The following is a 19,908-nucleotide window of genomic DNA, read 5'->3' as shown; positions in this document are numbered from 1 at the left end:
TTCGGCGTCGGGGCTTTTTTCGGCTTCGAGTCGGCGGCAAACATCCCAGAGGCGTCATCGGTTATCGATAAGGACGAATTGTTCGGGGTGGGAGCGGATATAAGAGCTAATCGATTTCAGACTGTCGGTGCTAACGGCTTGGAAACGTTCGAATAGATGACCCGTAACGTTAAGAAGCTCCTTATCTTCATCTAGATGTCTAAGCGCGGCGTCGCCCCAAGTCAAGCCCAGTTCGAGATTCCTTGCTTGAAACGTTTCTTTAGTTTCCTCCAGCAACCGAATCATGGAACGGTCTCCGAAAAAATTCAAGCCGTTCATAACGCCAGACCAGTATCCGGATTGATCAAGCAAATAGGACATCCAGCAGTAATATTCCGCCGCGGAATTTATGGCGTGGTCGTACATCACTCTGAACATGCATAAAGCCTGTTGTCCTTCCGTAAGCTCCGAGATGGCTTGTGATTTGATGGTTGCGTTCTTGCCTCGGATTCGTCGGAAGGTTGGTTCCATGCAAGTCCAGCTTAAACGTTCGTCGCTTAAGGAATCGAAGTCGTTCTTGGTTATTTTCACTATCGCCATTTGATCTCTCCTTTTTTGACTAACATGAATGTCAACCAAAAGAACAAAATTTTTTCTATCCCCTTAATACCGCCAAAGCCGAAGCTACGGTTTGCTCCAGAACGAGTTTCAACCGTTCCTTGACCGCACTGTCAGCGGTTCCCCCCGAGTTAAGTTCTTGCTGCAACTGATCCATGTAATTCGTGCCCTGGGACACGGCTCCCCAGAACTGCAAGGCCAACAGGTTGGCGTCGCCTTGACGAATCGTTCCTTGACGAATCCCGTTTTCTACGGCTTTCCTCATCGGCTGAATTAAGCTCTTCATCCATTCGAACGGAGAAAATTCCTCGGACGTATACAAATAATGAACATCCAGGCTGATTCTAGAGAAGAAGCGGGATCTAGCCGGATCTTCAAGCACTTGCTTGCAAACGATCGTCGCATATCCTGCGAACAAATCAAGGGGAGGACCTTCTTGCTCGAAATAGGATTCGGTGAACTTGCGCGTTTCGTCCATCATGGAGTCGTAAAGCTCGCGAAACAGCGTTTGCTTCGATTTGAAATAATGGTACACCAGTCCGCGCGCCAGACCGGCTTTCTCCGCGATTTCGCCGATTTCGGCAGCCGCGTAGCCCTTCTCCGCGTAAACGGCGACGGCAGCCCGTAATATTTCTTGCGAGCGTTGTTTGCGGATTTGTTCATTTTGTTCCTTCGTGCGCGGGGACATGTAGCATTCCTCTTTTTCATTGACATTCATGTTAATCAAAAATATACAGAACGTACCCGTCGAAGTCAATCAACGGATTACGCATAGGCGCGGAAGGTGAGTTCGTAAGCTTTCGCATTCGGAATTTCGATAGTGGATTCAAAGACTCATCGTGTATAATAAACGGTATTGAATACGTGTTAGCAGGAGGAAACGGAATCATGTACATAAGCAAAAAATTGATGTTGCTCGGCTCTGGCGAGCTCGGGAAAGAAGTCATTATCGAAGCGCAGCGGCTCGGAATCGAAACCGTCGCGGTGGACCGATACGACCACGCTCCGGCGATGCAGACTGCGCACAGGAGTTACGTCATCGATATGTTGGACCGCCAAGCGCTGCGCGAAGTCGTGGAACGCGAGAAACCCGATCTTATCGTACCGGAGATCGAAGCGATCGCGACCGCGGAGCTCGTGAAGTTAGAGGAAGAAGGATACCGAGTGATTCCGACCGCGCGGGCGGCGCAACTGACGATGGATCGAGAGGGGATCAGGAGGCTGGCTTCGGAGACGCTCGGTTTGCCGACGGCCGGGTATCGTTTCGCCGATACTTATGAGCAATTCGCGGATGCCGCAAGGGAAATGGGATTCCCGTGCGTCGTTAAACCGCTCATGAGTTCATCCGGTAAAGGGCAAAGCGTCTGCCGCTCGGAAGAGGATCTGGATCGGTGCTGGAAAATCGCGATGGAAGGCGGCCGCGTTCAGCAGGCGAGAGTCATCGTCGAGGAATTTATTACGTTCGAATCGGAAATTACGCTGTTAACGGTTCGGTCCGTAAACGGTACTTTGTTCTGTCCCCCGATCGGTCATATCCAGAAAGACGGAGACTACATTGAATCGTGGCAACCGCACGAGATGACGGAAGTACAGATCGCGGAAGCGAAAAGAATCGCCGGAGTTATTACGGATGCGCTCGGAGGTACAGGGATTTTCGGAGTGGAGCTGTTTCTTGCCGGAGACAAAGTATACTTCAGCGAAGTATCCCCGCGTCCGCACGATACGGGATTGGTCACTTTGGTCAGCCAGAACCTGTCCGAATTCGCTTTGCACGTAAGAGCGATATTAGGTTATCCGATCCCGGAAATCTATGTCATCGCTCCAGGGGCAAGCCGCCCGTTAAAAGCGGACAAGGAGTTAGCGGAATATCGGATCGAAGGGATAGGGGAAGCGTTGTCCGTTCCGCAGACGCAAATGCGCGTATTCGGCAAACCGGTTACGAAGGCGGGACGCAGGATGGCGGTCGCTTTATCGACCGGAAACTCCGTCTCGGAAGCGCGCGAAAGAGCGAAGAAGGCTTTGGATTCCCTTCGCATCGAAGGGGAATAACTTCCCCGATAGTCGGAAAAGTGCAAACAAACGGAGAATTGTTGTATGCTCATCCCTTTGAATGACCGTTATGATAAAAACATAAACCGGAAATCGGTACGATGACGGGCTTACATTCTCGGGAGGTATGGAACAATGGAATTCACGAAAATGCACGGATTAGGAAACGACTTCATCGTCGTCGCAGGAGAGCAGCGCCTTCCGGACGATGTGGCGGAATTAGCCATACGGACTTGCAACCGATTTTTCGGGATCGGCGCGGACGGCTTAGTGTATATTTTGCCTTCGGACAAAGCGGACTTTAAGATGCGGATCATCAACTCCGACGGATCCGAGGCGGAGCAGTGCGGCAATGCGATCCGTTGCGTGGCGAAATACGCGTACGATAACGGCTTGACGAGCAAGAAGGAGTTAACGATCGAGACGTTGGGCGCAGGCGTTCAGCCCGTCCAATTACAGACGTCGGAAGGCAAAGTCTCTCTCGTTACCGTCGATATGGGGCAGCCGATCTTGAACGGATTAGACGTACCTACGACGATCGACGCGAATCCGGTTATCGGCCATACCGTATCGGTCGACGGACGCGATTTCGCCTTTACGGCCGTCTCCATGGGAAATCCTCATTGCGTCATCTACGTGGACGACGCGGCCGGATTCGATCTGGCGACATGGGGACCGAAGTTGGAGAAACATCCTTTGTTCCCGCGAAAGATCAACGTGGAGTTCGCTACCGTCAATTCCCGCAGCCAAGTGGACATGCGGGTATGGGAACGGGGCGCAGGTCCGACATTGGCTTGCGGAACGGGAGCCTGCGCGACGTTGGTGTCGTCCGTCTTGAACGGCTTGACGGACCGCCAGGCGACGATTTCCCTGGCAGGCGGCGATCTATCGATCGTCTGGAACGAGGACAACGACCGGATTTACATGACCGGTCCGGCAGCGTTCGTGTTTACGGGCAACTTAAACTAATTATGGGCGATAAGTTAAGTTCATTAGCAAACCAGCCGGCGCCGGCTGGTTTTTTTGCGACTATTCGGAATAAGCCCATATTCGCCGAAACCGGGTTTACTTCTTCCGATTCCTGTGGTATTCTCTAATTCGATACTTATAGAAATATACTTTTTCGAAGCCGGGGTGAGAGGACGATGGTCGAGGATAACGCGGAGATCGGGCAAGCGGTTAAGGTATACAAGGCGTTGGGAGAGCCGACAAGGCTGAAGATCGCTCTGTTGCTTACCGAGGAGAAAAATTTGTGTTGTTCCGATATCGGCAGCAAACTGGAATCCGTCGCCGGTTCGACGCTGTCGCATCATCTGAAGCAGCTCACCGATTGCGGATTGCTTAATCTTCGCAAAGACGGCACGTATATCTACTATAGCGTCAATCGTGATATGGCGGAGAAGTACGCGCCCTATTTGTTGGTGTAATTTTTTTTGACCTATATTTCTATATATTTAGAAATATAAAAACAAACAATTATTGGAGCGGAGAGAGAGGAGTTTGAACAACATGTCGAATTCTTGGAAAATTTACATGCTGGCCGTCGTTAGCTTCTTGGTAGGAACGTCGGAAAATATTATCGCGGGAATTCTGGATATGGTCGCCGGAGACGTCGGGGTGTCGGTCGCCGCCGCGGGACAGCTCATTACCGTCTTCTCGCTGGCTTATGCGTTCGGTACGCCGATTCTGATGGCCCTCACCTCGAGAGTAGAACGAAGGAAGCTTATGTTGGCGGCGCTGGCCGTATTCTTCGTCGGAAACGTCGTTGCGGTCACGGTAACCGGATATCTTTCGCTGATGGGCTCCAGGGTTATATTGGCTCTAAGCACGGGAGTGTTCGTCGTGGTCGCGTTAACGGTCGCGGCCAAACTGGCTCAACCGGGCAAGCAAGGAAGCGCGATCGCTACGCTCGTTATGGGATTCAGCACCTCTCTAATCATTGGCGTACCGTTGGGCAGAGTGATTGCTTCCGCTTACGATTGGAAGCTGATTTTTGCGGGAATCGGCGTACTGGGACTGCTGGCGATGCTTGCCATTCTGCGTTTGATCCCGAGATCCGCCGGAGAGGAGCCGGTGCCGATCAAAGCGCAATTCGCATTGCTTAGGAATCCTAAGATCGCCGTCGCCTTATCGGTTACCTTTTTCTGGATTTTCGGTTATTCCATTGTCTATACGTACATTTCCCCGTTTCTCCTGACGGTTACGGGAATGGGCGAGCGGGCCGTAAGTATCGGCTTGTTCGCGTTCGGCATCGCGAGCTTAATCGGTTCTAAGCTTGGTGGGTTCAGTACGGATAAGTGGGGAATCCCGCGAACTTTGATCGGAGGCATGCTGCTTCATTCCGGGGTGTTGTTCCTGATAGCCGCCTTCTCGCAATCGGCTGCCTTAATGTTCCCGCTGCTCATGTTATGGGCTTTCGCGGCGTGGTCGTCCGGACCGACGCAGCAATATTATTTGATGACTTTGGCACCCGAGGCTTCCGGCATTATGCTTAGCTTGAATTCTTCCGTGCTGCAACTGGCCATGGCGGCCGGGGCGGGCATCGGGGGAGTTATCGTGGAAGGGGCATCATTGTCCGCGGTCGGTTGGTTAGGCGCGCTGGGGGTCGCGATAGCGGCAGCCTTGGCGGCAACCTCATTCGGTCTATCGAGGGCGAGCGCAAGAGCGGCGTTAGATGAGAAAAAGCTGCGAGTAACCCAGGTCGAACCGGAAACGATTCCGTCCCGATAAGTGAAATTCCTTGCAACCCGATCCTTAGGATCGGGTTTTTCCATTTTCCCCGGCTCGAAATTGTGCTACATTAAGAATACTTTAGAGATGGAATGGAAGGGGAAGCTTCATGAAACCGGATTTGCGAACGGCGCTCACTCTTAAGCCCCTGGTCGGCGACGGCGCGATGGCGACGTACTTATACCAACTCGGCTTGCCCGTCGGGGTATCGTTCGAGGAATTTAACTTGCTCAAGCCGGACGTCATTGCCGACGTTCATCGCCGCTACGCGGCCGCGGGAGCGAATATTATCGAGACCAATACGTATTCCGCTCAACATAATCGATTGTCCAAATACGGTTTGGAGAAGAAAACCGAAGAAATCAACGCCGCGGGCGTCGCGATTGCGCGCAAAGCCGTAGGCCAGGACGCCTACGTGGTCGGCTCGATAGGAGCCGTTAGGGGCGGAGCGGGTAAAAACGTAAGAACGGCTATCGTAAAACGCGATTTCGAGGAACAGATCGGGGCGCTGCTTGCCGCGGACGTTGACGGGCTGTTGTTGGAGACGTTCTTCGATCTCGAAGAGTTGTCTTTGGCTTTATCCATTATCCGGAAAAAAAGCGATATCAGCGTCATTTGCCAATTCGCGGTAGAGGATCCTCACCGGACGCACGACGGCATTCTGTTGCCGGACGCTTTCCGCCGGCTGAAGAGCGAAGGGGCGGACGTTATCGGGTTTAACTGCCGAAGCGGTCCTAACGGCATCTTGCGCGCCCTCGAGACAATCCCAAGAGATATAGGCGTGCCGTTAAGCGTATTTCCGAATGCCGGCATTCCGGATTACGTAGACGGCAAAGTCGTTTATTCCGCGACGCCGGAGTATTTCGCGTCCTCCGCGATTAAATTCGCCGATGCGGGAGCGAGATTGATCGGAGGCTGTTGCGGAACGACGCCGGAGCATATCGCGGCTATCGCCGGAGCTCTTCGCGGCTATTCTCCGCAAACGCCGGAGCAAAACGCGGTCCAAGCGGGTACCGCTCAGCCCGAGCAGACGGTTGAAGTTAACGAAGTATCGCCGCCTCAGATCGTTGAACCGAGCATAGTCGATCTAGTACGCGAACGCCATACGGTTATCGTCGAATTAGATCCTCCCCGCGATCTGGACATCACGAAGTTCATGGCCGGCGCTCAAGCGTTGAAAGACGCGAAGGCGGATGCGTTGACGATGGCGGACAACTCGCTTGCCGTAACGAGAATGAGCAACATGGCGCTCGCGGCGTTGTTGAAAGAAAGAGTAGGCATTCGGCCTTTGGCGCATATCGCGTGCCGCGATCGCAATTTGATCGGCACCCAAACCCACATGATGGGATTCGACGCGCTCGGAATCGATCATGTTTTGGCGGTGACGGGGGATCCGGCTAAGTTCGGCGATTTGCCGGGATCAAGCTCCGTGTACGATTTGACCTCATTTGAAATCATACGTATGATCAAGCAGCTTAACGACGGAATCGCCTTCTCCGGCAAGCCGTTGAAGCAAAAAGCGAAATTCGTCGTCGGAGCCGCCTTTAACCCGAACGTTAAACATTTGGATAAAGCGGTTCAACGACTGGAGCGCAAAATTTCTTCGGGCGCGGACTACATCATGACGCAGCCCGTATACGATCCCGAGTTAATCGTCCGGATCGCAGAGATGACCAAACATTTGACGATTCCGATTTTCTTGGGTATTTTCCCGCTCGCGAGCGGACGTAACGCGGAATATTTGCATAACGAAGTTCCCGGCATTCAGCTATCGGATTCCGTCCGGCAGCGAATGAGCGGACTAGAAGGCTCTGCCGGCCGCGCGGAAGGCGTGAGAATAGCCGAAGAGCTGCTGGATGTCGCGATGGCTCACTTCAACGGTATCTATTTGATGACCCCGTTCATGGCTTATGAAATGACGGTTTCTTTGACCGAATACGTAAGAAGCAAGAGCAAGAGTTTGAATGCAGGGAAGTAACCTGCTTCATCCTCTTGTCCCTCCATGGGATTTGAAGTACAATAAAGCAATAAATCGATAGATGAAGAGAATAGGCATTTTCAAGCAAGCAGTATGCGGCGAGCCGCTTTCGGCAACACTGGAAGCGTAGTTCGGGAGTCCGTCCATATCCTGTTTGGTAGGAATGCCGGGGGGAAAGTGCTAACCATGGCGATCAAGCTGATTAATATCGGATTTGGCAATATCGTTTCGGCGAATCGGATTATATCCATCGTCAGCCCGGAATCGGCGCCGATTAAACGGATTATTCAAGAGGCGCGCGACCGTCATATGCTGATCGACGCGACATACGGCCGTCGTACGCGCGCGGTCATCATAACCGATAGCGATCACGTGATTTTGTCGGCCGTTCAGCCGGAAACCGTCGCTCACAGGTTATCTACCAAAGACGACGAAAACGATGAATGAATTGGGGAACACCATGAGCAGAGGGATTTTATTCGTATTATCCGGTCCTTCCGGAGTCGGCAAAGGAACGGTATGCGGCGTATTACGGCGCAAACTTCCCGAGTTGATTTATTCGGTATCGGCAACGACTCGTTCGCCGCGCGAAGGCGAACAGGACGGGGTTAATTATTTCTTCAAGACACGCGAGCAGTTTCATCATATGATAGAAACGGATGCTCTATTGGAGCATGCGGAGTACGTCGGCAATTATTATGGGACGCCTCGCGATTTCGTGGAGAAGACGCTTTCCGAAGGGAAGGACATTATTCTAGAGATCGAAGTACAGGGCGCGTTAAAGGTGCGGGAGAAATTTTCCGAAGGCGTATTTATTTTCTTGATGCCGCCGTCTCTTAACGAGTTGAAACAAAGAATCGTCGGCAGGGGGACGGAATCCCAGGCAACGATCGACCATCGTCTATCGGTTGCCGTGGAAGAGATGAACCTGCTTCACCATTACGATTACGCTGTCGTGAACGACGAGATCGATCAGGCATGCAATCGAATCAGTTCCATCATCACCGCCGAGCACTGCAAGCGGGAAAGATTTCTTGGCGAGTTATTCCAGCAACTGGAAACCGTCAAAACCGCGGATAACGTCTGAAAGAGGTGATATCATGTTATATCCATCCATTGATGAATTGGTTAAGAAAGTAGACAGCAAGTACACCCTGGTCGTTGCGGCTTCCAAGAGAGCGCGGGGATTGCGCGAAGGCGTTATGTGTAACCTAGGCGCCCCTAAATCGCATAAGTTCGTAGGCGTAGCGTTAGAAGAAATTTACCACGAAGCGATCAAAGTCGAGCATCTGAAGACGAATACGTTAAACAGAGACTAATCTATCGCGAACGGATATGTAAAGGAAGACGACAACCCTTGCGGTTGTTTTTTTTCTAGCAGGGACTTATCCGGTCGTTTAGCATAAGCTCGATACAACCGTGTACCGCCGTCTCGAAGACGGCGAAGCCGGTTTACTTGGGGGGGCAAGGAACATGGGCAAGACGTTAACGGGAAAAACGATCCTGTTAGGAGTAACCGGCGGGATAGCCGCATATAAAGCGGCGACGTTATGCAGCCGTCTGGTCGGACTTGGAGCAACGGTGAGAGTGATGATGACGGAAGGGGCAACGCAATTCATAACGCCGCTGACGCTGCAAACGCTCACCCGTCATCCCGTAGCGACGGACGTCTTCGATGAACGCGATCCGTCGATCGTCCAACATATCGATTGGGCGGATTCGGCGGATCTGGCCGTCATCGCTCCGGCAACGGCGAATATGCTGGCCAAGCTGGCCAATGGGCTTGCGGACGATATGATCAGTACGACGTTGCTCGCAACGACGGCTCCCTTGTTGATCGCGCCGGCTATGAACGTGCATATGTGGGAGCATCCGGCGGTTATCGATAATGTCAACAAGCTAGCCTCGCGCGGCGCTACGTTCGTGGAGCCCGGAACGGGGCAGTTGGCGTGCGGATACGTCGGCAAAGGAAGATTGGCCGAACCGGACGAGATCGTGGAAGCCATCGTGGCGATGCTCGTATCTCCGAAACCGTTGTCGGGCAAGAAGGTGTTGGTAACGGCGGGAGGAACGGTGGAGCGAATCGATCCCGTTCGTTACATTACGAACGATTCTTCGGGTAAAATGGGCTTCGCGATCGCGGAAGCCGCTAGGGATCGTGGCGCGGAAGTCACGTTAATCTGCGGCAGAATGGAAGCGGAAGTCCCTCACGGAGTAAAAATCGTTAAGGTAGATTCCGCAACGAGTATGTATGACGCCGTCATGGACAGGCTAGCGAACACGGATCTCGTAGTCAAGGCCGCCGCGGTTGCCGATTATCGTCCCGCTAGCCAAGCGACGCATAAAATGAAAAAAACGTCGGAAACGTTCACTTTGCAACTCGTTCGCAATCCCGACATTTTGCAGGCGATCGGGGAATGGAGAGTTGCGCAGCCGGATGGCGCTAAGCCGTTCATTATCGGCTTCGCCGCGGAAACGAACGACGTGGAGAAACATGCGCTCGACAAATTACAGCGCAAGAAATGCGATTTGATCGTCGCCAATAACGTGACGGAAGCGGGCGCGGGCTTCGGAACCGAGACGAATATCGTCAGCGTATATGGACCGAAAGGGCTCGTCGAACAGTTACCGCAAATGTCCAAAAGGGCCGTAGCGGAGAGGTTATTGGAGATCGCCCAAGCCGTTATCGGAGAACAGAACCGGAAAGGAACGGAGCGATGACGGTTGCCAGAGTGATCGTAGACGTACCGAGCCGGGATACGGATCGGACGTTCGATTATTTAATTCCGGATCGATTGTCGGGCTGGGTCGAGATTGGCAGTCGAGTTGCGGTTCCGTTCGGTCCCCGTAAGCTTCAAGGGATCGTGACCGGGCTGGCGAGCGACGCTGAAGTCGAATACGCCAAGCTGAAGCCGATCGAGGAAGTGCTAGACGCGATTCCTCCGTTGTCCGCGGAATTAGTAGAGCTGGGGGTGTGGATCAGCAAGAGATGGTTATGCCCCCTGACGGTAGCTTTGCAAGCGATGTTGCCATCCGCGCTGAAAGGAAAGTCGGAGAAATACTTGTTTCCGGCCGCCGGAGCGGAGTGGTCCGATGAAGAGACCGCCTTGAGTGGCGGTCTCTTGCTTGCGCTGAACAAAGGCAAACCGATCAAGCTGACAACTCTGCTGCAACAGTACCCGGATCAAGGATCATCCCTTAAGCTGTGGCTTAGCCAAGGAAGGCTGGAGGAGCGCCAACGCGTCGAAGACCAATTATCGGTCAAAACCGTTCAAACGGTTTTCCCGGATCTACCGGAAACGCTACTGCAAGCGATCGAGCATATTCCGGCCAGGGCGAATAAGCAACGCGAAGTGCTGCGATATTTAGCCGAGAACAACGATCCGATCGCGGTGCTGAAGCTGACCGAAGCCGCGGGAACGACTTCGTCCACGATCAAGTCGCTCGCCGAGCGAGGGTTGGTCGAGATTCGGGCGGTGACCGAAGATCGCGATCCTTACGCGCATCGTGATTTCCCGGCATCCGCTCCAATGAGGTTGACGCCGAAGCAAGCCGCTGCGTTAGGCCCGATTCGATCGGCAATCGACGAGAGCCGATGCGCTACGTTCCTTCTCCATGGCGTCACGGGCAGCGGTAAGACGGAAGTTTACTTGCAGGCGATCCAGCGTTGCTTGGAATTGGGGCGGGAAGCGATCGTCCTCGTTCCGGAAATCGCCTTGACGCCGCAGATGGTCGAACGCTTCAAGAGCCGGTTCGGTTCGAGGGTTGCCGTCCTGCACAGCCGCTTGTCCAATGGCGAACGATACGACGAGTGGCGCAAAATTCGCGAAGGTCGAGCGCAGGTAGCGGTTGGCGCGCGTTCGGCGGTATTCGCGCCGTTCGGCAAGATCGGTCTAATCGTTATCGACGAAGAACACGAAACTTCATATAAACAAGAAGAGAGTCCGAAATATCACGCCCGCGACGTGGCGGTTGAACGTGCTCGCCTGCACGATGCGGTCGTCGTGCTCGGTTCGGCGACTCCGGCGCTGGAAACCTATGAAGCGGCCGTCTATAGCGGAAGGGAGACGGGGCTTCGCGGAACCGAATATATCGCATTGCCCGAAAGAGTCGCCAATCGTCCTCTGCCAGGGGTAAGCATCGTCGATATGCGGGAGGAGCTAAAGCTCGGCAATCGGGCCATGTTCAGCCGACCGCTGGCCGACGCGATCAGGAATCGATTAGAGAAGCAAGAACAAATCGTCTTGCTCCTGAACCGACGGGGTTACGCAACTTTCGTCATGTGCCGGTCCTGCGGATACACTGCCGCGTGCCCTCACTGCGAGATTTCGTTAACCTATCATCGAGGCTCGCAAAATTTGCGTTGCCACTATTGCGGATACTCCGAGGCGGAGCCGAAAACCTGTCCGAGCTGCGAAAGTCCCCACATCCGCTTCTTCGGAACGGGGACGCAGAAAGTCGAAGAATCGCTCGCGGCGACTTTTCCCGGGATCAGGGTCATTCGGATGGATGTAGATACGACGTCGGAAAAAGGCTCCCACGAGAAATGGCTGACGGAATTCCGTGAACGTCGAGCGGATGTATTGCTAGGGACGCAGATGGTCGCCAAGGGATTGGACTTTCCTTACGTCACTTTGGTCGGCGTACTCGCGGCCGACGCGGCTCTTCGATTGCCGGATTTCCGGGCTTCCGAGAGGACGTTCCAATTGCTGACGCAGGTTGCCGGAAGAGCGGGACGCCATGAATTGCCCGGAGAAGTCATTATTCAAACCTACGATCCCGAGCATGAGTCGATTACGTACGTGCAAGGCCATGATTATAACGGTTTCGTGGAAAGGGCCTTGGTGCTAAGGAAACAGCTCGGTTACCCGCCGTATGGAAGGCTATTATCCGTTACTTTTTCTCACGAGTCGGTGCCCATGTTGCTTTCGATAGGAACTAGTTTTGCGACGGGAATGCGGGAAAAAGCAGCCGCGCTCGGCATTCGCAAGGATTTCGACATGGGCGGGCATACGGCTCTGGAGGTATTGGGGCCGGTTTCTTCGCCGATTGCCCGATTGAAAGATCGCTACCGTTTTCAATGTATGGTAAAATATCGGGGAGACGTCGATGCCAGCTTGTTGACCTCTCGCGTGCTAGAACAAATGGGAGATGCGGTTAAACGGTCCGGCGTGCAGATCAGCGTCGACGTAGATCCGCAAATGATGCTTTGAGAGGAAGTTCAAAAAGTCAACTTTTGATTACGAAGCGAAGCAAGAAGCTTATTCGGCATCGAATCTTGAATTCAGCCGGGCCTTCCGGTGCTCACGTAGGTTTTTCCTACGCTCCGCTCCTCAGTCCCTAGCTTCATCCAACCTTCTCGGTGCTGAAAACCTGACTTTTTGAACTCGTACTTTAAGATTTGCTTTAAGAGCATCGGAAATACTTAAGTAATGAAAAGGACGGATGCCGTTATGTCAATTCGGTTAATCGTGAAACACCCTGATGCCGTGCTTCGGGAAAGAGCGCAGGAAGTGACGAAATTCAATGCCAACTTGCATAAGTTGCTGGACGACATGGCGGATACGATGTACGACGCCGACGGAGTCGGGCTAGCAGCTCCTCAGGTCGGAATATTGAAGCGCGTCATCGTCGTAGACGTGGGGGATGAACATGAGCTCATCGAGTTGGTAAATCCTGTGATCGTCTCGGCGGAAGGCGAGCAGTTAGGGCCGGAAGGCTGTTTAAGCATTCCGGGGCTGCAAGGGGACGTTCGCCGAGCAAACCGGATCGTCATCCGGGGCCAAGATCGGAACGGCAAGCCGATACAATATGAGAGCACGGAATTTCTTTCGAGAGCTTTTCAACACGAAGTGGATCATTTGAACGGCGTTTTGTTCATAGATTCCGCGGAATCGGTCTACGAGGCTCGGAAACCCGAAGATCAGCAGCAGGATGGAGCGTAACATGAAAATATTGTTTATGGGAACGCCGCAATTCGCGGTTTCTTCGTTAGCTGCTTTGCTAGAGAATGGATGCGAAGTCGCGGCGGTCGTCACGCAACCGGATCGGCCGAAGGGCCGCAAACGGGAACTCACCCCGTCTCCGGTCAAAGCGTTTGCGTTGGAACGCGGACTTCACGTTATCCAGCCCGAGAAACTTCGTTCTCCGGAAGGCGTCGCCGCGGTCGCGGACATCGCGCCGGATTTGATCATTACTGCCGCTTACGGACAAATTCTGCCGAAGTCGGTTCTAGAGTTGCCGCGATTCGGCTGTATTAACGTACATGGATCGCTCTTGCCGAAGTACCGGGGCGGAGCGCCGATCCAGCGTTCGATCATTAACGGCGAGTCGGTTACCGGCGTAACGCTTATGTATATGGCGGAGGGTTTGGACACCGGCGACATGATCGCGAAAGTCGAAGTTCCGATCGCCGAACAAGATACTTCGGGTTCGATGTTCGAGAAGCTTAGCGTGGCGGGCGCGCAACTGCTGATGGAGTGGCTTCCGCGTATTGCGGAAGGTTCCGTGACCCGTACGCCGCAAAACGATAGCGAAGCGACTTATGCCCCGAATCTGACGCGCGACGACGAGAAGTTGGATTGGCGGATTAGCTCTCGGCAGTTGTTCAATCAAGTCAGAGGCCTCTATCCGATGGCGGGCGGGTTCACGTATTTAGACGGCGAAGTATTTAAGGTTTGGGGAAGCCGCGTTCCGGAAGAGCAGGATAGGGCTCTGAAACCGGATTGGCAGAAGTCGGCTCCGGGAACCGTGTTGGAGACGGGAGCTTTCGGAATCCGAATTCGCACGGGAGACGGCAGCATCGTGCTTACCGAAGTTCAGCCGGCCGGCAAGAAAGCGCTGGCTGCCGCTGAGTATGCGAAAGGCGCGCGGCTAGTTCCCGGTAAGGTGCTCGGGTAATCCCCGGGCTTTTTTTTAACTTTCAGGGCGATTTATGTACTTCTCGCTCATCTACAGGAATACCTAAGTGTATAATTCACGCTTCGTGTCTTATGAAAATCGAATGAGGCAATCGAATCTCAGCAGTAAAAACTTAATAAAAACGCGTAACGTCGTCAAAGACGGCGATTTGTCGTTTTTGCTTGGCGATTCAGAAACTTGAGTGCGGATAGGATGCGAATAATGAGTAAAACAAACCGATTGCCGGGAGGCAAACCGCAAGGAGCGCGGGAAATCGCGATGAGCGTCCTTCATAACGTGGAGACGCAAGGAGCCTATAGCGGACTTGAACTAAATCAGGCTCTTCAGTCGGCCGAGCTGTCGCGTCCGGACGCATCGCTTGCGACGGAACTTGTCTACGGAACGATTCAACGGCTGAATACGATAGATCACGAATTAAAAGGCCGGGTAAAGGGTTGGCCCAATAAAATCGATCCTTGGGTGCGAAGCTTGCTTAGAATGAGCTATTATCAGCTTCGATGGTTGAGTCGGGTGCCTGCCCATGCGGCGGTGGACGAAGCGGTGAGGATCGCGAAGAAGCGGGGCCATGCCGGAATCGGCGGACTTGTGAACGGAGTGCTGCGCGGGTTGCTAAGGGATGGACTGGAGTCCACTTTGCCCGTTAACCTGCCTGCAACGGAACGGATTTCGCTGACCCATAGCCATCCGCTATGGCTCGTGGAACGGTGGGTAGCCGAATACGGGGAGCAACTCACGGAAGAGATGTGCATGGCCAACAATGAGCATCCCCATGCTTCCGCGCGTGTAAACCGACTGAAAGCGACTCGCGATCAGGTTATAGCGGGCATGTCGGACGCCGGGATGGAGGCGGTTCCGTCTCCCTTAAGCCAAGAAGGCATTATCGCGTTCAAAGCGGGTAACCTCGTCCATTCGGATTGGTTTAAGCAAGGTTTTATTTCCGTCCAGGACGAGAGTTCGATGTTGGTCGCGGCGGTCGCCGCCCCTAAACCGGGCATGCAAGTATTGGATTGCTGCGCCGCTCCGGGAGGAAAATCGACCCATTTAGCCGAAATTATGCGCAATGAAGGAAAAATAATCGCCAATGATGTGCATCCTCATAAGGAGGCGCTTATTAAGCAGCAAGCCGACCGTCTCGGATTAACTTGCGTGGAGACGATGACGGGCGATGCTCTGGAATTGCCGGAACGGATCGCGCCGCAATCTTGCGACGTCGTGTTGCTCGATGCGCCATGCTCCGGGTTCGGCGTCATTCGCCGCAAGCCGGAGATCAAATGGAATAAAACGGCGGAGGATATCGAAAGCTTGTCCCGCTTGCAAGGTCGATTGCTTAGACAAGTCCAATCGCTTGTCAAACCGGGAGGCACGCTAGTCTACAGCACGTGTACGATCGCGTCGGAGGAAAACGAAAGCACGATCAAGAGCTTTCTGGCCGAATTTCCCGAATTCGTGTTGGACGCCGAATGGCCGGATGAAGTTCTGGTGCCGCTTCGAGCTGCCGGCAAGCTGCCGGAAAACTTCTCGGGCATGCTCCAGCTTCTCCCGCAAATGTTCGGGAGCGACGGTTTCTTCATTGCCCGATTACGGAAGCAATCCCAATAAAATTATGTTAAAATGAACGAATGGTGGTGACGAAATTGGACATGGAACAAAAAGTACGCAAGGAAAATAAAGAACAAAACGACGCGGAACAAAACAAACCTTTTATCTACGATTTATCTTTGGAAGATATTCAAGAGTGGATTAAAGCGCAGGGGGAGCCGGCTTTTCGCGCGGGTCAAATTTTCGATTGGATCTACGTTAAGCGCGTAGGCTCCTTCGAAGAAATGTTGAATTTATCTAAGCCCCTTAGAGAGAAGCTGGCCGCTAACTTCCGGTTTATCACGCTAACGGAGATCGCGAAGTTCGAATCCAAGGACGGAACGGTGAAGTTCCTATTCGGCTTGCACGACGACCATGCGATCGAAACGGTCATTATGCGCCATAACTACGGCAATAGCGTCTGCGTGACGACGCAGGTCGGCTGCAGGATCGGCTGCACGTTCTGCGCTTCTACTCTAGGCGGTCTTAAGAGAAGCTTAACCGCAGGGGAAATCATTGCCCAGGTCGTTCAATCGCAAAGAATATTAGACCCTCTTAACGAGCGGGTTTCCAGTATCGTCATCATGGGCATCGGCGAGCCTTTCGAAAATTACGATGCGACGATGCAGTTTCTACGCACGATGATTCATCCTAAAGGGCTGAACATCGGGGCCAGACACATTACCGTATCGACAAGCGGAATCGTGCCAAGCATGATCAAGTTCGCCGACGAGAATACGCAAATCAACTTGGCGATTTCCATCCATGCGCCTAACGACGCGCTTCGTTCGAAGCTTATGCCGGTTAATCGGCGGTTCCCTTTCGTGGACGTCATTAACGCTTGCAAATATTACATCGAGAAAACGGGTCGGCGGATTACGTTCGAATATGCTTTGATCGGCGGAGTCAACGATCGTCCGGAGCATGCGGAAGAACTAGGCGACGTGCTTCAGGGCATGTTGTGCCACGTGAACCTGATTCCCGTTAACTATGTGCCCGAACGGAATTACGTGAGAACGCCGCGGGACGATATTTTTGAATTCCAGCGCGTGTTGCAGAAGAAAAACGTTAACGTTACGATTCGCAGGGAGCAAGGCCATGACATTGCTGCGGCTTGCGGTCAATTGCGGGCGAAGCACATGGAGACGACGACGGGGTGATAGGTATGAAAACGGCATTGCGGAGTCATGTCGGTAAAGTAAGGCAAATTAATGAGGACCAAGCCTGGAGCGGTAATTTGTCAGGAGGCATTACGGCGGCTATCGTCGCGGACGGGATGGGCGGCCATCGCGCGGGTGACGTTGCCAGCTCTCTTGCCGTGGACAGCCTGGTACAATCGTTGCAAGCTTGGGGCGGATCATCTTCGATCCAGGAAAGCGTGCCGGCGCTTAAGGATATGATCCGTAAAGCGAATAAAGTCGTATACGAAACGGCGTCCCTGAACGATCAGTACCATAACATGGGGACGACGGTCGTTATGGCATTGTTGGACGGAACCGCCGGATTGATCGGCCACATCGGCGATAGCAGAGCTTACCGTCTGCGCAGCGGTCAATTTGAACTGCTGACGGAAGATCATACGCTCGTGAACGAGCTCACGAAATCCGGACAATTAAGTCCGGAGGAAGCCGCGCACCATCCGAGACGGAACGTATTGACGCGAGCGCTCGGTACGGACCGCGAAGTGGAAGCCGACGTTCAGGTTATCGATTGGCGGAGCGGAGACCTGATCTTGTTATGCAGTGACGGGCTAAGCGGATTAGTCGAACCCGTCGAGGTCCAATCAACGCTCGAGGATCCGAACGTACAACTGGAGCAACAAGCGCAGAAGTTGATCGATCTAGCGCTAGCGGCGGGCGGAGACGACAATGTGACCGTCGTGCTTGTCGCAAGCGAGGGACTGGCTGATGCCGCAGGAGGGATAACAGCATGATCGGACTTACGCTTAGCGGGCGTTACGAACTGCTGGCTCGTGTTGGCGGGGGCGGTATGGCGCTTGTATACAAAGCGCGGGACTTATTGTTGAACCGTTTCGTAGCCGTAAAAGTATTGCGCCAGCAATTTACGCACGACGACGATTTCGTGAAGCGATTCCGCCGCGAAGCTCAGGCTGCCGCGTCTTTGTCGCATCCGAATATCGTGAGCATCTACGACGTCGGTCAAGTGGAAGACACTCATTATATCGTAATGGAATTCATGGACGGGGCAAACTTAAACGAGATCATTCGCGATCGCGCTCCGTTGCAAGCGGACGAGGCCGTGAAAATCACGGCGCAAATTTGCGATGCTTTGGATCACGCCCATCATAATCAGATCATTCATCGCGACATTAAACCGCATAATATTCTGATCGGAAATAACGGAAGGGTTAAGGTGACGGATTTCGGAATCGCCCGTGCCGTCACTTCCTCGACGATTACCCAGACGGGCTCCGTCATCGGTTCCGTCCATTATTTCTCTCCCGAGCACGCCAAAGGCATAGCCACCGGCGAGAAATCCGATTTATATTCGCTCGGAATCGTGCTTTATCAGATGCTGACCGGCAGGTTGCCTTTCCTGGGAGAAAGTCCGATTAGCGTCGCGCTTAAGCATTTGCAAGAGCCGTTCGAGCAGCCGCGCAAAGTGAATCCTTATATCCCGCAAAGCGTCGAGAACGTTATTCTCCGCGCGATGCGCAAAAACCCGCAGGAGAGATACCAATCCGCGCGGGAAATGCTGATGGATCTGGAAACTTGCTTGCAGCCGCAACGGTTAAACGAACCTCCCGTGCAATATTTAAGCGACGAGGACAACGAAGAGGACAGAACGAGGGTCATTCCGGCTATCCGTCCGGATATGCGAAGTACGATCGAAGCTCCGGCGGTGAAAGTGTCGAACGCGAATAACGACGAGCGTTGGAATCCCGACGGTTCGGGAGTACGCAAACGCAAATGGGTATTGCCGACGGTTCTCGGAGTGTTGGCCATCGTCCTGATCGGAGTTCTGATCTGGGCGGTCTCGGCATTAAAACAACAGATGCCGGACGATATCTTGGTGCCTGACGTGGTCGGAATGACTGAAGCTAAAGCGAGAGATGAGCTCATAGCGGCCGGATTTACGATCGCCGATCCGATTCTCTATGAAGAGAGCGAGGAGAAAGACGCCGGCATCGTCCTTAAGCAAGACAAGGATCCGAACGTCGAAGCCAAGGAAGGGTCCCCCGTTCAATTGACCGTGAGCATAGCTAAGGATCTTCCCTTGATGCCGGGGTTGACCGGACAATCCTTTGACGAAGCAAGCAACAAGCTTCAAGAAATGGGCGTTAGCAAGGATAACATTATTCCGAAAGAAATATTCGATAAAAGCGATTTAGGAACTATTCTTGAGCAGTTTCCGCTCGCGGATGCGAAGTTTGATCCTACGGCTACAGACACGAAGATCATTCTTACGATCAGCAAAGGCGAGGAAGCTTTCAAGATGCCGAATCTGATCGGCAAGACGGAAGACCAGGCAAGGGCGATCATCGCTAAGTCGAATTTAAAGGAAAAAATTATTCGGGAAAAGAGCTATACTCCGAAAGGAGAAGTGTTCAAGCAGTTCCCTTTCGAAGAAAACGAAATGGTGACGCCTCAGACCGAGATTACGATCTATGTGAGCAGCGGATATCCCGATGATTCGCGAGAGCAGAAACTAAGCATCACCGTGTCGCCGGCGGTTGACGGACAATCGAGTAAAATCAGAATCGTAACCTCCGACGCGACGGGCGATAACATCGAACGCGGGACGCACACGATCAGCGCGACGACTTCGATTCCGATTTCCCTGATACTGTCTCCGACGAAGGACGGCGAAATCAAGATTTACCGCGACGATAAATTAGTCCAGACCGAGCCGGTTCCTTATCTCATCCTTCCGGTTACGAATACGGAAGAGCCGAGTCCGGGCGATAACGGCGAAGGAACGGATCCGCTCGAGTCTCCAACGGACGATGCCGGAGCGGATCCGGTGGATGGCGAGATCACGAACCCGTAATGAATAGAAATAGGAATAAACGAGATAGAAGGAATGACAACCAG

The 19,908-nt window shown here is 53.2% G+C and carries 18 protein-coding genes; 16 read left to right on the top strand and 2 right to left on the bottom strand.

Going from position 1 to position 19,908, the window contains the following annotated elements; genetic code table 11:
• Window positions 1–54: 54 nt before the first annotated feature.
• Window positions 55–579, bottom strand: a complete 525-nt coding sequence (locus tag HH215_RS09995) for a hypothetical protein (RefSeq protein ID WP_169279771.1) — start codon at window positions 577–579, stop codon at window positions 55–57.
• 55 nt (window positions 580–634) lie between these two features.
• A complete protein-coding gene (locus tag HH215_RS09990) occupies window positions 635–1,285 on the bottom strand; it encodes a TetR/AcrR family transcriptional regulator (protein WP_169279770.1) in 651 nt (216 codons plus the stop codon).
• Window positions 1,286–1,485: 200 nt separating this feature from the next.
• On the opposite strand from HH215_RS09990, the gene purT reads away from it, so the two are divergent.
• The 16 genes from purT (at window position 1,486) to pknB (ending at window position 19,864) form a co-directional block, all read left to right on the top strand.
• On the top strand, window positions 1,486–2,646 hold the full coding sequence (gene purT, locus HH215_RS09985; RefSeq protein WP_169279769.1) for a phosphoribosylglycinamide formyltransferase 2: 1,161 nt from the start codon (window positions 1,486–1,488) through the stop codon (window positions 2,644–2,646).
• A 135-nt stretch (window positions 2,647–2,781) separates the two neighbouring features.
• On the top strand, window positions 2,782–3,615 hold the full coding sequence (gene dapF, locus HH215_RS09980) for a diaminopimelate epimerase (protein WP_169279768.1): 834 nt from the start codon (window positions 2,782–2,784) through the stop codon (window positions 3,613–3,615).
• A 176-nt stretch (window positions 3,616–3,791) separates the two neighbouring features.
• The gene (locus HH215_RS09975; protein WP_169279767.1) at window positions 3,792–4,073 is read left to right on the top strand and encodes an ArsR/SmtB family transcription factor; all 282 of its coding nucleotides are present in this window, start codon (window positions 3,792–3,794) and stop codon (window positions 4,071–4,073) included.
• 82 nt (window positions 4,074–4,155) lie between these two features.
• The gene (locus tag HH215_RS09970) at window positions 4,156–5,376 is read left to right on the top strand and encodes an MFS transporter (protein WP_169279766.1); all 1,221 of its coding nucleotides are present in this window, start codon (window positions 4,156–4,158) and stop codon (window positions 5,374–5,376) included.
• A gap of 109 nt (window positions 5,377–5,485) precedes the next feature.
• Window positions 5,486–7,354 carry a bifunctional homocysteine S-methyltransferase/methylenetetrahydrofolate reductase gene (locus tag HH215_RS09965; protein WP_169279765.1) on the top strand — a complete coding sequence of 623 codons (1,869 nt, stop codon included), beginning with the start codon at window positions 5,486–5,488 and terminating at the stop codon, window positions 7,352–7,354.
• Between the two features lie 186 nt (window positions 7,355–7,540).
• Entirely contained in the window at window positions 7,541–7,801 is a 261-nt protein-coding gene (remA, locus tag HH215_RS09960) for an extracellular matrix/biofilm regulator RemA (RefSeq protein WP_169279764.1), read from the top strand.
• 13 nt (window positions 7,802–7,814) lie between these two features.
• Window positions 7,815–8,441, top strand: a complete 627-nt coding sequence (gene gmk, locus HH215_RS09955; protein ID WP_169279763.1) for a guanylate kinase — start codon at window positions 7,815–7,817, stop codon at window positions 8,439–8,441.
• A gap of 13 nt (window positions 8,442–8,454) precedes the next feature.
• Entirely contained in the window at window positions 8,455–8,673 is a 219-nt protein-coding gene (gene rpoZ, locus HH215_RS09950; RefSeq protein WP_169279762.1) for a DNA-directed RNA polymerase subunit omega, read from the top strand.
• Between the two features lie 154 nt (window positions 8,674–8,827).
• On the top strand, window positions 8,828–10,075 hold the full coding sequence (coaBC, locus tag HH215_RS09945; protein WP_169279761.1) for a bifunctional phosphopantothenoylcysteine decarboxylase/phosphopantothenate--cysteine ligase CoaBC: 1,248 nt from the start codon (window positions 8,828–8,830) through the stop codon (window positions 10,073–10,075).
• Entirely contained in the window at window positions 10,072–12,567 is a 2,496-nt protein-coding gene (priA, locus tag HH215_RS09940) for a primosomal protein N' (RefSeq protein WP_169279760.1), read from the top strand. The genes coaBC and priA overlap by 4 nt, the downstream gene beginning before the upstream one ends.
• Window positions 12,568–12,807: 240 nt before the next feature.
• Window positions 12,808–13,299 carry a peptide deformylase gene (def, locus tag HH215_RS09935; protein ID WP_169279759.1) on the top strand — a complete coding sequence of 164 codons (492 nt, stop codon included), beginning with the start codon at window positions 12,808–12,810 and terminating at the stop codon, window positions 13,297–13,299.
• Window position 13,300: 1 nt separating this feature from the next.
• A complete protein-coding gene (gene fmt / locus HH215_RS09930; protein ID WP_169279758.1) occupies window positions 13,301–14,254 on the top strand; it encodes a methionyl-tRNA formyltransferase in 954 nt (317 codons plus the stop codon).
• A gap of 222 nt (window positions 14,255–14,476) precedes the next feature.
• The gene (gene rsmB / locus HH215_RS09925) at window positions 14,477–15,874 is read left to right on the top strand and encodes a 16S rRNA (cytosine(967)-C(5))-methyltransferase RsmB (RefSeq protein WP_169279757.1); all 1,398 of its coding nucleotides are present in this window, start codon (window positions 14,477–14,479) and stop codon (window positions 15,872–15,874) included.
• A 41-nt stretch (window positions 15,875–15,915) separates the two neighbouring features.
• A complete protein-coding gene (rlmN, locus tag HH215_RS09920; protein WP_169284315.1) occupies window positions 15,916–17,013 on the top strand; it encodes a dual-specificity RNA methyltransferase RlmN in 1,098 nt (365 codons plus the stop codon).
• A gap of 5 nt (window positions 17,014–17,018) precedes the next feature.
• The gene (locus tag HH215_RS09915; RefSeq protein ID WP_169279756.1) at window positions 17,019–17,786 is read left to right on the top strand and encodes a Stp1/IreP family PP2C-type Ser/Thr phosphatase; all 768 of its coding nucleotides are present in this window, start codon (window positions 17,019–17,021) and stop codon (window positions 17,784–17,786) included.
• On the top strand, window positions 17,783–19,864 hold the full coding sequence (gene pknB / locus HH215_RS09910) for a Stk1 family PASTA domain-containing Ser/Thr kinase (protein ID WP_169279755.1): 2,082 nt from the start codon (window positions 17,783–17,785) through the stop codon (window positions 19,862–19,864). Before HH215_RS09915 ends, pknB begins: the two co-directional genes overlap by 4 nt.
• Window positions 19,865–19,908 lie beyond the last annotated feature (44 nt).

The sequence above is a fragment of the Cohnella herbarum genome, assembly GCF_012849095.1.
Lineage (GTDB): Bacteria > Bacillota > Bacilli > Paenibacillales > Paenibacillaceae > Cohnella > Cohnella herbarum.
This window is presented reverse-complemented; position numbering and strand designations above follow the sequence as displayed.

Bases quoted from the DNA above. Each gene is read 5' to 3' on its own strand.
- HH215_RS09995 (WP_169279771.1), bottom strand. From the start codon at position 579: ATGGCGATAGTGAAAATAACCAAGAACGACTTCGATTCCTTAAGCGAC.
- HH215_RS09990 (WP_169279770.1), bottom strand. From the start codon at position 1,285: ATGTCCCCGCGCACGAAGGAACAAAATGAACAAATCCGCAAACAACGC.
- purT (WP_169279769.1), top strand. From the start codon at position 1,486: ATGTACATAAGCAAAAAATTGATGTTGCTCGGCTCTGGCGAGCTCGGG.
- dapF (WP_169279768.1), top strand. From the start codon at position 2,782: ATGGAATTCACGAAAATGCACGGATTAGGAAACGACTTCATCGTCGTC.
- HH215_RS09975 (WP_169279767.1), top strand. From the start codon at position 3,792: ATGGTCGAGGATAACGCGGAGATCGGGCAAGCGGTTAAGGTATACAAG.
- HH215_RS09970 (WP_169279766.1), top strand. From the start codon at position 4,156: ATGTCGAATTCTTGGAAAATTTACATGCTGGCCGTCGTTAGCTTCTTG.
- HH215_RS09965 (WP_169279765.1), top strand. From the start codon at position 5,486: ATGAAACCGGATTTGCGAACGGCGCTCACTCTTAAGCCCCTGGTCGGC.
- remA (WP_169279764.1), top strand. From the start codon at position 7,541: ATGGCGATCAAGCTGATTAATATCGGATTTGGCAATATCGTTTCGGCG.
- gmk (WP_169279763.1), top strand. From the start codon at position 7,815: ATGAGCAGAGGGATTTTATTCGTATTATCCGGTCCTTCCGGAGTCGGC.
- rpoZ (WP_169279762.1), top strand. From the start codon at position 8,455: ATGTTATATCCATCCATTGATGAATTGGTTAAGAAAGTAGACAGCAAG.
- coaBC (WP_169279761.1), top strand. From the start codon at position 8,828: ATGGGCAAGACGTTAACGGGAAAAACGATCCTGTTAGGAGTAACCGGC.
- priA (WP_169279760.1), top strand. From the start codon at position 10,072: ATGACGGTTGCCAGAGTGATCGTAGACGTACCGAGCCGGGATACGGAT.
- def (WP_169279759.1), top strand. From the start codon at position 12,808: ATGTCAATTCGGTTAATCGTGAAACACCCTGATGCCGTGCTTCGGGAA.
- fmt (WP_169279758.1), top strand. From the start codon at position 13,301: ATGAAAATATTGTTTATGGGAACGCCGCAATTCGCGGTTTCTTCGTTA.
- rsmB (WP_169279757.1), top strand. From the start codon at position 14,477: ATGAGTAAAACAAACCGATTGCCGGGAGGCAAACCGCAAGGAGCGCGG.
- rlmN (WP_169284315.1), top strand. From the start codon at position 15,916: ATGGAACAAAAAGTACGCAAGGAAAATAAAGAACAAAACGACGCGGAA.
- HH215_RS09915 (WP_169279756.1), top strand. From the start codon at position 17,019: ATGAAAACGGCATTGCGGAGTCATGTCGGTAAAGTAAGGCAAATTAAT.
- pknB (WP_169279755.1), top strand. From the start codon at position 17,783: ATGATCGGACTTACGCTTAGCGGGCGTTACGAACTGCTGGCTCGTGTT.